Genomic DNA, 14,497 nt, shown 5'->3' with positions numbered 1-14,497 from the left:
TTTTAGGGGATCAGGATCACCGTCCAGACCAGGCCGATCAGGCACAGCACCAGCAGTTGTGCGGCGCTGCCCATGTCCTTGGCTTGCTTGGAGAGCGGATGCAGTTCAAGGGAGATGCGGTCGACCGTCGCCTCGATGGCCGAATTGAGCAGCTCGACGATCAGGCCGAGAAACACCACGGCGATCAGCACGGCGCGCTCGACGCGGCTGACGTCCAGCAGCATGGCCAGCGGGATCAGCAGCAGGTTCAGCAGCACCAGCTGGCGGAACGCGGCCTCGCCCCGATAGGTCGCCTTGAGGCCGGCCAGGGAATAGCCGGAGGCGTGCCAGATGCGCACCAGACCGCTGCGCCCCTTGAAGGCCGCGCCATCGGCCGCTGTGCCATCGGTGACCGCTCCGGTCGACTCAGAGGACATGCCGGGATACCTCGCAAGCCGTCTGATGAGCGGCCAGCAGCTGTAGCCAGTCCTGCTCGGGCATCGCCTGCCGGTGACGGTTGAGCTGGCGCAGATCGTGCCGTGCCGCAGCGCTGCAGCGCAGACGGCGGCGGCTCTTCTCCAGATCGAGCAGGGCAACCTCGACCCAGGCCGCGTCGTCTTCGCCGTCGACCCTGATGAAGATGTGCTTTGGGTAGCAACAGCCATGCTGCCAGCGCGCCCGGTGGATGCGGCTCAGGGTGACACCCACCGCCTCGAGCATGCGCTGCTGAATCAGCCGGCCATAGCGCGTGGCCATGTCTTTGTCATACCAGTCCTCCAGGCTGACGAAGCCCTGCAGTTCCGTCGTCACCAGCAGCGCCTGCCACTGCCCGGCCTGCTGCCGGGTGCCGCAATAGACGATTTCGGGCACCCGCACGCCGAGGTCGCTCATGGCCTGCAGCGCATGCCGCTCACGCAGCACCGTAGGGCGGCCGAACGGGTGCAGCAGCGAGCGATACAGGTGGCCGATCTGGCGTTTGCAGTACAGCAATGGCTGCTGGGGGTCGCGCAGCCTTATCCGTTGCACGCCACTTTCACCGGCACGTCGCTGGTTGGGCTGTTCGACCCATTCGCCCTGGGTATTCCACCAGCGCTGGAAGGTACTGGTACGCGCTTCGCGGGCCGGCAGTACGAGAGGTCGGTTCATGTTCACCCCCGCTTGCGCAGCACGTAGACCCGCCACATGGCGTAGCCCGGGAGGAAATCAGCGCGGTCGAGGATGTCGAAGCCGGCCTCGGCGAATTCCGCCTCGATCACCGAACGCGCGACGACGAAGCGGTTCTGGTTGTCCTTGGCCGGACGGCGGAGCTCCAGACGCTTGCGCTTCCAGGCCTTGTAGTTGCCGTCGACCCACAGCGAGACGATCAGGGTGTCGCGGGTGACCCGGTGGAATTCGCGCAGCATAGCCAGGCGGTGCGCCGGGTCGGCGACATGGTGCAGCAGGCGCATGCAGAAGATGCTGTCCACCGCGTTGTCACCCATGTCGATGGCGAACGCCGAGGTCTGGAAGGTTTCCACGCGCCTGACCACCTCCTGCGGCTGCGCCGCCTCGGCGATCGCCAGCATGTCGGCGGAATTGTCCGCGGCGAAGATCATCCGGCTCGGGTGCTCGGCCAGCAGCGGCCAGAATCGGCCGGCGCCACAGGGCAGGTCGAGCACCAGGTCGGGGTCGCCAGCGGTCTTCAGCGCACGCCGTGCCAGTTGCTCGTCACGCCAGTGCGACAGCCGCCTGGCCAGGCCCTGCTGGTGCTTGTGCAGATACTGCCTGGCGTGCTCGCGGTCGTACTTGCGCGAGAACTCCAGTTCGATAGGGCTTGATCTCGTCATGGCGGGCGTTCCGGTTAGAAGCAGAACGCCAAACTAGCGAGACGAAGATCAAGGCTCTGTCAAAAAGATGTGAAAAAAACGTCATGAGCCGCCATCGCGCAGCCGCACCTGGAAACAGCTGCCCTGCGGCTGGCGCGCTGTCACACCGACGTACCAGCCCTGGTGCGCGCAGATCCGCTTGACCAGCGACAGCCCCAGCCCAAGCCCCTCGCCACGCTGCTCGGCACCCCGCACGAACGGCTGGAACATGCGCTCCTGCTCGGCCAGCGGGATGCCCACGCCACTGTCCTCGACGCGGAAACCGCCATGGCTGAGGATAAGTCGCACCGTGCCGCTGTCGGTGTAGTGCATGGCGTTACGCAACAGGTTGGACATCACCGTGCTGAGCAGCGTGTGGTTGTAAGCCGCCTTGTCCTCACCCTCCTGCAGCACCTCGAAGATCAGGCCCTTTTCAGCCAGCAACGGCCCCCAGCGCTCGCCCTGCTCGGCCGCCACGCTTTTCAGACTGGCATCGCCGACGAAGGAAAACTGTTCGGGTCGCGCCCGCGCCAGCAGCAGGAAGGTTTCCACCAGCTCTTGCATCTCCTGCGCGGCACGCTGGATACGCGCCGCCTGCCGTTGTGCACGCGGCGGCAGCTCGCCCTGTTCGAGCAGTTCGCAGGCGCCGAGCATCACCATCAGCGGCGTACGCAGCTCATGACTGACGTCGGCAGTGAACAGCCGCTCGCGCTCAAGGGTCTGGCGCAGCTGGCCGAGGGTGCTGTCGAAGGCGGCAGCCAGGTGGCCGACCTCGTCGTCGGGATACTGCAGTGCCAGCGGCGGCGCCAGCGGATGCAGCTGGTCGCGATGGCGCACCTGGTTGGCCAGCCGGCGCACCGGTGCCATCACCCGGTTGGCCATCAGCCGTCCCAGCACCCAGGCACCGAGCACGCTGAGCAGAAAGCCGACCAGTACCGCATTGAACAGCGCATTCTCGCGCGCTTCGAACTCGTGCTGGTCCTCCATCAGGACATAGCGCTCGCCAGCCACGTCGCGGACGAACACGTAGTGAGCCTCCTTGTCGCGCACCAGCTCGGTGAAACCTGGCGCAAGCGTGGCAAAAACATCCGGCATCGCGTATTGCGGCAGGCCCGAGGCGAAGAAGCGGGTACTCGCATCCAGCCTGGGAGGCAAACCGTGGGCAAGATCCTCGCCGAGTACCGAGTCCATCTCGCGACTCATCTCCTCGGTCACCAGCTGTGCTTCGATGAAATGCACCACCGCGACGATGCCGAGCGAAAACACGCCGCTGACCAGCAATGTCATCAGCGTGAAAGCGATGACGATGCGCCGGAAAAAAGGTTGCTTAGCGAGCATCGCCTTCCTCCGCCAGGCGGAAGCCGACGCCATGTACGGTTTGCAGCAGCGGCTTGGCGAAAGGTTTGTCCAGTGCCTGACGCAACTGATGGATATGGCTGCGCAGGGCATCGCTGTCCGGCACGTGATCGCCCCAGAGCGCTTCTTCGAGCTGCTCGCGCCGCACCACCGCCGGACTCTTCTGCATCAGCAGCGCCAGCAGCTTGTGGCCGATGGGATTGAGGCGCAGCGACACGCCGCCGCGGCTGACGGCGAGCGTGTCCAGGTCGTAGACGAGGTCGCCAACCTGCAGTTGGCGGCGCCGCGAACCCTGGCTGCGACGCAGCACCGCCTCGATACGCGCGACCAGTTCGGACAGCGCGAAGGGTTTGACCAGATAGTCGTCGGCCCCTGCCTGCAGCCCCTGCAGGCGATCGGCCAGCGCATCGCAGGCGGTGAGCATGATGATCGGCGTGTCGCGCCGGGCATCTTCGCGCAGGCGCTTGCAGACCTGATAGCCATCGATGCCCGGCAACATGATGTCCAGCACGATCAGGTCGTATTCATGGGTGGCGGCCAGATGCAGGCCGCTCAGGCCGTCCTGCGCGCAGTCGACCACATAGCCCTTGAGCTCGAGGTAGTCGAGCACGTTGGCCAGGATGTCTCGGTTGTCTTCGATGACCAGGATGCGCATCGCACGAGTACTCACGACAGGTTTCGGAACGGCTGCGACAGACAGTACTGCGCCTGTGCGCGGGGAGAAACATAGCCGACGCGATGTGAAAAAAACGTCGCCCTTGCTGCGCATCATTGCAGCCCCGCGGGCTTAAGACTGCCTTAAGTTTGTCGTCCAACAATCGCCCCAGGCTTCTAACCGAGGTTCCCCGAATGGAACTCCCCTGGGTTGATCAAACTGACGTACTGGCACGCATCGGCCGCGAGCGACCGATGACCCTGCAACTGGCCCAAGCCGATCAAGGCGAGCGCCGTGCTGCGCTGGAAGCCTTCATCCGTCAGCGTTTCGCCGAGCATTACGGGGCGCGCGTGACGCACTTCATGCCTTGCCTGCTCGGCTTGCACGCCGAAGACGGCACCGTACAGGGCGCCGTCGGCCTGCGCAGCGCCCAGCGCCGACCGCTGTTCCTCGAACGCTATCTAGACCAACCGATCGAGCAGGCCGTCAGGCAGCGCTGCGGTCGCCAGGTCGAGCGTGCGCAGATCGTCGAGGTCGGCAACCTGGCCGCCTTCGGCAATGCTTCGGCGCGCCTGCTGATCGTCGCCCTGACCGACCTGCTGGTGGCCCAGGGTTTTCGCTGGGTGGTGTTCACCGGCACGCCGGCCCTGCTCAACAGCTTCCAGCGCCTGGCGCTGACGCCGCTGCCGCTGGGCCTGGCCGATCCGGCCCGGATGGGCGACGAGCTGGCCGACTGGGGCAGCTACTACGCCAGCCGCCCTCAGGTCATGGCTGGAGAGATCCTGCCGGGGCATCAGCATCTGCTGCAGCTTGGCGTCTACCCGCGGCTGGGTTACCAGCCGCTGTTCGATGCCTCGGAGGTGCCGCATGCAGCCTGCAGCTGAACGCTTCCGGGCGGCACTCGAGCAGCACAGTGGCATCGCCCTGGCCGAAGGTGCGCGCCAGCTCAGCTACGCCGAGCTGCGCCACGAAGTCGCCGCTCGCGCCAGCCTGCTGGAGACGCTCGGCGTGCTGCGCGTCGCCCTGGCGCTGGACAACGGTCTGGAGTGGGCGCTGTGGGACCTGGCGCTGCTGCGCGCCGAACGGGTCTGCGTACCGCTGCCGGGGTTCTTTTCGCCGGCTCAGCAGGAGCACGTGCTGCAGCACGCCGGCATCGACTGCCTGATCGGCGCGACCAGCGCACTCAGCGAGCGCTGCGGCTTTCGCCAGACCGCTCGCGGACTGCTGCAACGCCAGCCGGGCGTCGTCACGCCGGTGCCAGCGGACACGCGCAAGATCACCTACACCTCCGGCACCACCGGCCAGCCCAAGGGCGTCTGCCTGGACGCCCACGCGCAGTTGGCGGTGGCCGAGAGCCTGTGGCAGGCCAGCCAGTCCTGTGCCGTGCAGCAGCACCTGTGCGTGCTGCCGCTGGCGACCCTGCTGGAGAATATCGCCGGGCTCTACGCACCGCTGCTGGCCGGCGCCCGGGTCGAACTGCGGCCGCTGGCCGAGATCGGCTTCAGCGGCGCAGCGGGCTTCGAGCTACCGCGCCTGCTCGCCACACTGAACGAGAGCCGTCCGCACAGCCTGATCCTGCTGCCGCAACTGCTGCTGGGGCTGGTCAGCGCCGCCGAACAGGGCCTGCCGTTGCCGTCGTCGCTGCGCTTCGTCGCCGTCGGCGGTGGCCGGGTCGCGCCGCAACTGCTGGAGCGCGCCGACCGCCTCGGCCTGCCGGTGTTCGAGGGCTATGGCCTGTCCGAATGTGCCTCGGTGGTCTGCCTGAACACGCCGCAAGCACGCCGGACCGGCACGGTCGGCCGGCCGCTGGCGCATGCCGAGCTGCGCCTGGCAGAGGATGGCGAGGTGCTGGTCAAGGGCCCGCACATGCTCGGTTATCTCGGCGAGCCGGCGCTGCCGGGCGACTGGCTGGCGAGCGGCGACCTGGGGCATTTCGAAGACGGTTTCCTGGTCCTGCACGGGCGCAAGAAACACCAGTTCGTCACCGCCTACGGGCGCAACGTCAATCCCGAGTGGGTGGAAGCCGAGCTGGTCCAGCAGGCAGCCATCGCCCAGGCCTGGCTGCACGGCGAAGCCCTGCCGCAGAACGTCGCCGTGCTGGTGCCGCGGCGCGCCGACTGCAGCGACGCCGAACTGCAGGCCGCGGTGAGCCAGGTCAACGCCGGCCTGCCCGACTACGCCCGTGTGCACCACTGGTTGCGCGCCGGCCAACCGTTCCGACCCGACAACGGCCTGGCCACGGCCAACGGCCGCCTGCGCCGCAACGCCCTGCTCGTCCATTACCAGACCGCCATCAACGCCCTTCAGCCCTGACTTCGAGGCAACCCCATGGAATTCTTCGACCAGTTGCAACACCAGACCAGCAGCGAGCGCGAATACCTGCTCGGCGCACCGATCATCCACGCCGCGCTCGCCGGCACCGCCACCCACGCGCAGTACATCGCCTTCCTTACCCAGGCCTATCACCACGTCAAGCACACGGTGCCGCTGCTGATGGCCTGCGGCGCACGCCTGCCGGAGCGGCTGGAATGGCTGCGCGAGGCGATCGCCGAATACATCGAAGAGGAGATCGGCCACCAGGAGTGGATTCTCAACGACATCCGCGCCTGCGGCGGTGATGCCGATGCGGTGCGCGACGGCCAGCCGGCGCTGCCCACCGAGCTGATGGTCGCCTACGTCTACGACCGCATCGCGCGGCACAACCCGACGAGCTTCTTCGGCATGGTCAACGTGCTGGAAGGCACCAGCACCGCCCTGGCGACCCAGGCCGCCGGCGTGCTGCGGGACAAGCTCCAGCTGCCGGCCAAGGCGTTCAGCTACCTGACCTCCCACGGCAGCCTGGACCTGGAGCACATCGAATTCTTCAAGACGCTGATGAACCGTCTCGACGACGACAGCGACAAGGCCGCCGTGGTGCACACCGCGCGGGTGGTCTACCGCCTCTACGGCGACATCTTCCGCAGCCTGACGGCCTGAGGGCACGACCATGCAACTCAATCGATGCCGCGCCCTGCTCACCGGCGCCAGTGGCGGAATCGGCCAGGTGCTGGTGGATCGGCTCTGCCGGGACGGCGCACAACTGCTGCTGGTGGGACGCGACAGCCTCGCCCTGGATGACCTCGCCCGGCGCCATCCCGGCCAGGTCAGCCTGATCTGCGCCGACCTCACCCAGCGCAGCGGCCGGCAGACGGTACTCGATGCCGCGCGCCGCTTCGGCGGGCTCAACTGCCTGATCAACGCCGCCGGGATCAACCAGTTCCGCCTGCTCGAACAGCAGGACGAAGACGCCATCGCCCGGCTGATCGACGTCAACGTCACCGCCACCCTGCAACTGACCCACCTGTTGCTGCCGCTGCTGCGCCAGCAACCGCAGGCCCTGCTGGTCAACCTCGGCTCGACCTTCGGCTCGATCGGCTATCCGGGTTTTGCCGCCTACTGCGCCAGCAAGTTCGCCTTGCGCGGCTTTTCCGAAGCGCTCCGGCGCGAACTGGCCGACAGCCACGTCAAGGTGCTCTACATCGCACCACGAGCGACCCGCACGGCGATGAACAGCGCCCAGGTGGTGGCAATGAACGACGAATTGAAGGTGGACATGGACGACCCGCAGCAGGTCGCCGGCGAGATCCTGCGGGCCATCGTCCGCGAGCGCGAAGAGCTCTATCTGGGCTGGCCGGAAAAGCTCTTCGTGCGCCTCAACGGCCTGCTGCCGCGGCTGGTCGACCAGGCGCTGCGCAGGCAGCTGCCGGTGATCAAGCGCTTCGCCGGTGCCGAATCGCCACCACCTGCCTCATCCACCCCCATGCCTGGAGAACACCCATGAAGCGCCTGTCCATTCTTTGCTCCCTGCTGCTGGCCCTGGCCTGCCAGCCTTCCTTCGCCCTCAGCCCGGCTGGCGAGTCGTCGCTGCGCCAGATCCAGAGCCGCTGGGCGGAGATCAACTACCAGTTGCCCCCAGCACAGCGCGAAGCGGCCTTCGCCCGGCTCGCTTCGGAGGCCGAGAGCGCGGTGAACGGCGAACCGCAGGCCGCCGAGCTGCATATCTGGCACGGCATCGTGCTCAGCACCTGGGCCGGCGCCAAGGGCGGGCTTGGCGCGCTGGGCCTGGTCAAGCAGGCCAAGGCGGAACTGGAAAAAGCCATCGAACTCGACCCGCAGGCATTGGACGGCTCGGCCTACACCAGCCTCGCCAGCCTCTACTACCAGGTACCCGGCTGGCCGATCGGCTTCGGTGACGAGGAGCAGGCCGAGGCGCTGTTCAAGCAGGCGCTGGCGCTGAACCCGAACGGCATTGACCCGAACTATTTCCATGGCGATTTCCTGCTGCGCCAGAACCGCTACGGCGAGGCGCAGGCCGCGCTGCGCAAGGCGCTCGCCGCAGCGGACCGCCCCGGCCGTGAAGTGGCCGATGCCGGTCGCCGCGACGAAGCCCGCGCGCTGCTGGCCAGGGTCAAGGAAAAGCTGGAATAACCGGGTGCGGCGGCGTTGAATGCACAGCAATGCCGCGAACCCTTCAGGACGACAGGAACGACATGCGCATTCTGCTGGTAGAAGACGATCGTGCCCTCGGCGAGGGCATCCGCACCGCACTCAAGCCCGAGGGTTATACGGTCGACTGGCTGCAGGACGGCGCCAGCGCGCTGCATGCCCTGAGCCATGAGAGCTTCGAGCTGGCGATCCTCGACCTCGGCCTGCCGCGCCTGGACGGACTGGAAGTGCTCAAGCGCTTGCGCGCCAGCGCCAACCCGGTGCCGGTGCTGGTACTGACCGCCCGCGATGCGACCTCCGACCGCATCGCCGGGCTCGACGCCGGTGCCGACGACTACCTGGTCAAGCCGTTCGACGTCGCCGAACTCAAGGCCCGCCTGCGCGCCCTGCTGCGGCGCAGCTTCAACCGTCCGGAACCGGTGCTGGAGTACCGCGGCATCCTGCTCGATCCGGCCAATCAGCAGGTCAGCTACCAGGACACGCCGATCAACCTGCCGCGCAAGGAGTTCGTTCTACTGCACGAACTGATCGCCCAGCCCGGCCGCGTGCTGACCCGCGATCGCCTGCAGCAGGTGCTCTACGGCTGGGACGAGGAGGTCGAGAGCAATGCACTGGAGGTGCATATCCATCATCTGCGCAAGAAGTTCTTCCCCGAACTGATCCGCACCGTGCGCGGCGTCGGCTATCTGGTGGACAAATGCTGAAGCGCTCGATCCGCAACCGTACCCTGGTGCTGGTGCTCGGCATCCTGCTGCTGTCGCTGAGCCTGATTTCCTGGCGCAGTTACCGCGATGCCCGCCACGAGATCGAGGAGCTGTTCGACGCGCAGCTGGCACACAGCGCGCGGCTGGTGCAGGGCCTGGTGATGCGAGAAATGGACCCGCAGGCGCGCGAGGCGCTGCAGCAGGCGCTGGACGCCGCGGTGAATGCGCGGCGCGACCAGGGCGTGCCGGGGCATGACTACGAAACCAAGCTGGGCTTTCAGGTGTACGCCGCAGACGGCAGTAGCCTGTTGCAATCGGCCGGCGCGCCGAATGGCGCACTGCAGCAGCTGGCCGGCACAGCTTCCACCTCACCCTTCGGCCGCCTGCGCGGCGGCTATCACGACGTACAGCTCGACGGCCACGCCTGGCGCCTGTTCCTGCTGCAGGACCGCGAAGACGACCTGTGGATTCTGCTCAGCGAGCGCGGCGATGTGCGTGGCGAACTGGTCGGCAAGATCGCCCGACGCAGCCTGCTGCCCGATCTCATCGGCCTGCCGCTGCTGGCGTTGCTGATCTGGCTGGCGGTGGGCTGGGGCCTGCGCCCGCTGGCGAGCATGGCGCAGTTGCTCAAGCGCCGCGACCCGGACAACCTCGCGCCGCTGCTGCTGGCGCCACTGCCGCAGGAACTGGAGCCGGTGGCGGCTTCGCTGAACCGCCTGCTGCAGCAGGTCAACCAGTTGGTCGAGCGCGAAAAGCGCTTCATCGCCGACGCCGCCCACGAGTTGCGCACGCCTTTGGCGGTGCTGCGCATCCATGCGCAGAACGCCCAGCAGGCCGGCAGCGAGACCGACCGTGACGAAGCCCTCCGCCAACTGCTCGCCGGCGTCGACCGCACGACCCGCGTGGTCACCCAGCTGCTCACCCTTGCCCGCCTGGAGCCCAACGCCCAACAGTTGCGCATGGCGCCTCTGGACATGCGCTTGCTCGCGCGCGAGACGCTTGCCGAGCTGACACCGCTGGCTATCGCCCGCGAGCAGGAGCTGACGCTGGAAGTGGACGAACGCGCCGATTGCCGCCTCAGCGGCGATGCCGCGAGCCTGGGCACGCTGCTGCAGAACCTGGTGGGCAATGCATTGGAGTACACGCCCGTGGGTGGACAGATCCAGGTCGGCATTCAGGCCACGCAGGCGGCCCTCACCCTGCACGTGGACGACAGCGGCCCCGGCGTAGCGGCGGCGCAGCGCGACAAGCTGTTCGAGCGCTTCTACCGCCAGGGCGAAGGCCAGGGCGCCGGCCTCGGCCTGTCCATCGTCGCCCGCATCGCTGAACTGCACGGCGCCTCGGTCGAACTGGCGGACTCGCCGCTTGGCGGGCTGCAGGTCGCCGTGCGCCTTGCGCGCCAGCCACGACGGTAGGCGGATGGGCACCCGCGAGCAGCCGCGACCGCGCGCCGCAGATGCAGCCGCCACTCGCTAAGGTTCGCTTAAGCCTGGCGTCCTAGACTGCCGACATTCCCCTACCCGGAGTGTGTGAAATGACTGCATCGAACCCGCTGATGCGCTACGGGCGCCTGAGCATCGCCCTGCACTGGCTGATGGTCCTGCTGATCGTCGGCGTCTACGCCACCATCGAACTGAAGGGCAATTTCGCCAAGGGCAGCGAGCCACGCGAATTGCTCAAGCAGTGGCACTTCATGCTCGGCCTGACGGTGTTCGCCCTGGTCTGGCTGCGCCTGCTCGCGCGGTGGCTACGGCCGGCGCCAAAGCCGGTCGCAGGCGCAACTTGGGAACATGTGCTGGCCAGCCTGATGCATCTGGCCCTGTATGCGCTGATGATCGGCCTGCCACTGCTGGGTTGGCTGACCCTGAGCGCGGCGGGCAAGCCGATTCCCTTCTTCGGCCTGGAACTGCCGGCCCTGATCGGACCGGACGAAGCACTGGCCGGAGATTTCAAGGAGCTCCACGAAACCGTCGGTGTGCTCGGCTACTGGCTGATCGGCCTGCATGCGGCGGCGGCCTTGTTCCACCAGTACGTGCGCCGCGACGGCACCCTGCTGCGCATGCTGCCGCAGCGCAGCCAGGTCTGAGGCGCAGACACGACAACGCCCGGTCGACTCACCATCGTCCGGGCGTTTTCATGCGTCAGCCGAGCAGCTCGCTGAACGGCAGGTACTGCACCAGCTCGCCTTCGGCGAGGGTACGCTGACACTCGACGATGGCCAGGCCATCGGCCCAGGTCGCCGAGGTCAGCATGGCAGAGCCCTGGCGTGGGAACAGACGCACCTCGAGCCGGCCATCGACCGCTTCGAGCCGCGCGCGCAGGAACTGCTGGCGCACGTTGGCCTTGCGCCAGGCGAAACCGGCCGGCAGGCGCAGCGGCGTGACCTGCACCTGCGTGCAGCCCTGGGCGCGCAGCAGGAACGGTCGGGCCACCACCAGCGAGGTGACCAGCGCCGCCGCCGGGTTGCCCGGCAGGCCGATCCACGGCGTGCCGTTGACCTCGCCGAAGGCCAGCGGCTTGCCCGGCTGGATCGCCAGGCGCCACAGGTGCAGCTCGCCCAAATCGCGAATCGCCTGCTTGAGGTGATCCTCCTCACCCACCGAAACACCGCCCGAGGTGATGATCAGGTCGAAGCGGCTCGCCGCATCGGCCAGCGCGTCGCGGCTGGCGCCCAGATCGTCGATCAGGATCGGGTAGTCGTGCACCTCGCAGCCGAGGCTCTGCAAAACGCCGAGCAGGCTGTAGCGGTTGGAGTTGTAGATCTGCCCGGCGTCCAGCGGCTCGCCCGGCTCGCGCAGCTCGTTGCCGCTGGACAGCAGCGCCACGCGCAGACGCCGGTACACTTTCACCCGCGCCACGCCGAAGGTCGCCAGCAAGCCGAGTTCCTGCGGGCGCAGACGCTTGCCAGCGTCGATCAGGCGCTCGCCGGCGGCGGTTTCCTCACCCAGGCAGCGCACGTTGTCACCGGCCTTTACCTTCGGCAGCCAGATGCGATCGCCTTCGACGCGGCAGTTCTCTTGGGCCACCACGGCGTCCGCGCCCGGCGGCAACGGCGCGCCGGTGAAAATGCGCACCGCATGCCCGGCCGGCAGCTGCTGACTGGCGGCATCACCGGCGGCGATGCGTCCGGCCAGCGGCAGCGCACCGCCCTCGGCCGGCAGATCGGCGGCGCGCAGGGCGTAGCCGTCCATCGCGCTGTTGTCCCAGGGCGGCACCGGAAAGCTGGCATCCAGCGGCTCGGCGAGCACGCGGCCGAGCGCATCGCGCAACGCGACCTCTTCCACGGCGGGCGGCGCCGGCACCCGCGCCAGCAGCTCGGCGATGGCTTCGTCGACCGGCTTCAGGCCACTGGTGTCGCAGCCACAGGCGCTCATGAGCGTGGTCCGCAGTTATCGAGCGCGGCGGCTTTCAGGTGCGGCACGAAGTTGCACGGCTTGGTGCGGCTGTCCAGTTGCTCGACGAGGATCTTGTTCCAGGCCGTGCGGCAGGCGTTGGTGGAACCGGGCAGGCAGCACACCAGGGTGCCATTGCTCATGCCGGCCAGGGCGCGGGACTGCACGGTGGAGGTGCCGATCTCGCCCAGCGAGACATGGCGGAACAGCTCGCCGAAGCCGTCGACGGACTTGTCCAGCAGTGGCTGCACCGCCTGCGGGGTGTTGTCGCGCGCGGTGAAGCCGGTACCGCCGGTGATCAGCACCGCCTGCACGTTGTCACTGGCGATCCAGCCGCAGACGCGAGCGCGGATCTGCCAGATGTCATCCTTGACGATAGCTCGCTCGGCCAGGCTATGCCCCGCGCTCAGCAGCCCGTCGATCAACGCCTGGCCGGAGGTGTCGGTATCGAGGGTGCGGGTATCGCTGACGGTGAGCACGGCGATGCTCAGCGGTTGGAATTCGGTGTTGGACAGATGAGCCATGGCTCGAAACTCCCTGGAATATGTGTGAGCAGGCTGCACCGGTGCCGCGCGCGAGCCCATTCCCCGTTGGAGGTATCACCGCGGCGCGCAGGTGCAATCAGGTCTGACAACGCTGCGGACAGTTCCGCGACCGCGGCACTCGATGCACCGCTATGCGGGGGAGACCGGGTAAACCGTCCGATGGTACCGAATTCGGGCGGCGGCTCGAAACCTGAAAGCAGCCTCAGCCGCCGCTGGCGTTCATGAAGCGCAGTACCTGGACCTCACCGCCGCTGGAGAATTCATGGCGCAGCGGTTTGCGCTGCAGCGCGGCGTGGATGGCATCGATCAGCGGCAGGTCGCTGGTCGGATGGCGACGCAGCAGCGCGCGCAGGTCGATGGAATGCTCGTGCCCCAGGCACAGCAGCAGCCGGCCTTCCACGGTCAGCCGGACACGGTTGCAGGTGGCGCAGAAATTGTGGGAATGCGGCGAGATGAAGCCGATGCGCGTCTGCGGATGGTCTGCCAGACGCACGTAGCGCGCCGGACCGCCGCTCTGCTCGGCCGAATCGATAAGCGCGTGGCGCTCGGCGATCAGCGCGCGCACTTCGTCGCTGGAGCAGAAGCTCGCGCCGCGCGAGCGACCGACGTCGCCCAGCGGCATTTCCTCGATGAAGCTCAGGTCCAGCCCGCCGGTGATGGCGAAATCCACCAGGTCGGCGACCTCCTCGGCGTTGCGCCCTTTCATCACCACGGCATTGAGCTTGATCCGCTCAAAGCCGGCGTCACGTGCCGCATCGATGCCGTCGAGCACCTGCTGCAGCTGACCGGTGCGGGTGATGGCGTGGAATTTGGCGGCGTCCAGGCTATCCAGGCTGATGTTCAGCCGCTTGACCCCGGCGCGCGCCAGCGGTGCGGCAAGCCTGACCAGTTGCGAGCCGTTGGTGGTCATCACCAGCTCGCGCAGCCCCGGCAATGCGGCGATGCGTTCGCAGAGTCCGACGATGCCCTGGCGTACCAGCGGCTCGCCGCCGGTGAGGCGAATCTTCTTCACGCCCAGGCCGACGAAGATCCGCGCGATGCGCTCCAGCTCCTCCAGGCCGAGCACCTGCTGGCGCGGCAGGAAGGTCATGTCCTCGGCCATGCAGTAGACGCAGCGGAAGTCGCAGCGGTCGGTCACCGACATGCGCAGATAATCGATCTGGCGGTCGTGGGCGTCGCGTAATTGAGTCATCGGTAAAACCTCTGAAGCTTCGTAGGGTGGATGACGCGTTTTTCATCCACCATGTCCCCGCTCGGTGGAGCGAGCCGGTGGAGGTGGCGCGAGTGCCGCTGCGTCCATCCACCGCCAACCCGCGCGGTGGATGGGTGAAGCGTCATCCACCCTACCCAGAGCCAAGCCGCCGTTGCTGCACCAGCTCGTAGGGTGGATGACGCGTTTTTCATCCACCATGGCCCTGCTCGGTGGCGCGACCCGATGGGGTGGCGCAAGTGCCGCTGCGTCCATCCACCGCCAACCCGCGCGGTGGATGGAGGCGTCATCCACCCTACCCAGAGCCAAGCCGCCGTTGCTGCACAG

At 67.5% G+C, this 14,497-nt stretch carries 16 protein-coding genes; 8 read left to right on the top strand and 8 right to left on the bottom strand.

Annotated features, from left to right (window positions below; all coding sequences use genetic code 11):
* Positions 1-2: 2 nt before the first annotated feature.
* The 5 genes from B597_RS41155 to B597_RS41135 all read right to left on the bottom strand — a co-directional run bounded on the left by B597_RS41155 (position 3) and on the right by B597_RS41135 (position 3,834).
* On the bottom strand, positions 3-416 hold the full coding sequence (locus B597_RS41155; protein WP_003292316.1) for a diacylglycerol kinase: 414 nt from the start codon (positions 414-416) through the stop codon (positions 3-5).
* Positions 406-1,125: a lipopolysaccharide kinase InaA family protein gene (locus B597_RS41150; RefSeq protein ID WP_003292315.1), complete on the bottom strand. Its 720-nt coding sequence runs from the start codon at positions 1,123-1,125 to the stop codon at positions 406-408. Before B597_RS41150 ends, B597_RS41155 begins: the two co-directional genes overlap by 11 nt.
* A 2-nt stretch (positions 1,126-1,127) precedes the next feature.
* Positions 1,128-1,805, bottom strand: a complete 678-nt coding sequence (locus B597_RS41145) for a class I SAM-dependent methyltransferase (RefSeq protein WP_003292314.1) — start codon at positions 1,803-1,805, stop codon at positions 1,128-1,130.
* An 81-nt stretch (positions 1,806-1,886) separates the two neighbouring features.
* The gene (locus B597_RS41140) at positions 1,887-3,161 is read right to left on the bottom strand and encodes a sensor histidine kinase (RefSeq protein ID WP_024162392.1); all 1,275 of its coding nucleotides are present in this window, start codon (positions 3,159-3,161) and stop codon (positions 1,887-1,889) included.
* Positions 3,151-3,834, bottom strand: coding sequence for a response regulator transcription factor (locus B597_RS41135; protein ID WP_003292313.1), 684 nt, complete (start codon positions 3,832-3,834; stop codon positions 3,151-3,153). The genes B597_RS41140 and B597_RS41135 overlap by 11 nt, the downstream gene beginning before the upstream one ends.
* 194 nt (positions 3,835-4,028) lie before the next feature.
* On the opposite strand from B597_RS41135, the gene B597_RS41130 reads away from it, so the two are divergent.
* The 8 genes from B597_RS41130 to B597_RS41095 all read left to right on the top strand — a co-directional run bounded on the left by B597_RS41130 (position 4,029) and on the right by B597_RS41095 (position 11,109).
* Entirely contained in the window at positions 4,029-4,718 is a 690-nt protein-coding gene (locus tag B597_RS41130) for a thermostable hemolysin (RefSeq protein ID WP_003292312.1), read from the top strand.
* The gene (locus tag B597_RS41125; protein WP_003292311.1) at positions 4,702-6,147 is read left to right on the top strand and encodes an AMP-binding protein; all 1,446 of its coding nucleotides are present in this window, start codon (positions 4,702-4,704) and stop codon (positions 6,145-6,147) included. The genes B597_RS41130 and B597_RS41125 overlap by 17 nt, the downstream gene beginning before the upstream one ends.
* 15 nt (positions 6,148-6,162) lie before the next feature.
* On the top strand, positions 6,163-6,810 hold the full coding sequence (locus B597_RS41120; RefSeq protein WP_003292310.1) for an iron-containing redox enzyme family protein: 648 nt from the start codon (positions 6,163-6,165) through the stop codon (positions 6,808-6,810).
* A gap of 10 nt (positions 6,811-6,820) precedes the next feature.
* Complete coding sequence (locus B597_RS41115) at positions 6,821-7,654, top strand: SDR family oxidoreductase (RefSeq protein ID WP_003292309.1); 834 nt, start codon at positions 6,821-6,823, stop codon at positions 7,652-7,654.
* Positions 7,651-8,301 carry a tetratricopeptide repeat protein gene (locus B597_RS41110; protein WP_024162391.1) on the top strand — a complete coding sequence of 217 codons (651 nt, stop codon included), beginning with the start codon at positions 7,651-7,653 and terminating at the stop codon, positions 8,299-8,301. The genes B597_RS41115 and B597_RS41110 overlap by 4 nt, the downstream gene beginning before the upstream one ends.
* A 62-nt stretch (positions 8,302-8,363) precedes the next feature.
* A complete protein-coding gene (locus tag B597_RS41105; protein WP_003292307.1) occupies positions 8,364-9,023 on the top strand; it encodes a response regulator in 660 nt (219 codons plus the stop codon).
* A complete protein-coding gene (locus B597_RS41100) occupies positions 9,017-10,438 on the top strand; it encodes an ATP-binding protein (RefSeq protein WP_024162390.1) in 1,422 nt (473 codons plus the stop codon). Before B597_RS41105 ends, B597_RS41100 begins: the two co-directional genes overlap by 7 nt.
* Before the next feature lie 119 nt (positions 10,439-10,557).
* Entirely contained in the window at positions 10,558-11,109 is a 552-nt protein-coding gene (locus B597_RS41095; RefSeq protein ID WP_003292306.1) for a cytochrome b, read from the top strand.
* 55 nt (positions 11,110-11,164) lie between these two features.
* On the opposite strand, the gene glp is transcribed toward B597_RS41095, so the two are convergent.
* The 3 genes from glp to moaA form a co-directional block, all read right to left on the bottom strand.
* The gene (gene glp, locus B597_RS41090; RefSeq protein WP_003292304.1) at positions 11,165-12,397 is read right to left on the bottom strand and encodes a molybdopterin molybdotransferase MoeA; all 1,233 of its coding nucleotides are present in this window, start codon (positions 12,395-12,397) and stop codon (positions 11,165-11,167) included.
* Positions 12,394-12,939, bottom strand: a complete 546-nt coding sequence (gene moaB / locus B597_RS41085) for a molybdenum cofactor biosynthesis protein B (protein ID WP_003292303.1) — start codon at positions 12,937-12,939, stop codon at positions 12,394-12,396. Before moaB ends, glp begins: the two co-directional genes overlap by 4 nt.
* 223 nt (positions 12,940-13,162) lie before the next feature.
* Positions 13,163-14,152 carry a GTP 3',8-cyclase MoaA gene (moaA, locus tag B597_RS41080; RefSeq protein ID WP_003292302.1) on the bottom strand — a complete coding sequence of 330 codons (990 nt, stop codon included), beginning with the start codon at positions 14,150-14,152 and terminating at the stop codon, positions 13,163-13,165.
* Between the last annotated feature and the right edge of the window lie 345 nt (positions 14,153-14,497).

It is taken from the genome of Stutzerimonas stutzeri KOS6, from assembly GCF_000307775.2.
Classification (GTDB): Bacteria; Pseudomonadota; Gammaproteobacteria; order Pseudomonadales; family Pseudomonadaceae; genus Stutzerimonas; species Stutzerimonas stutzeri_B.
The sequence above is the reverse complement of the archived record's forward strand: the minus strand, read 5'-3'. Positions and strand labels throughout refer to the sequence as shown.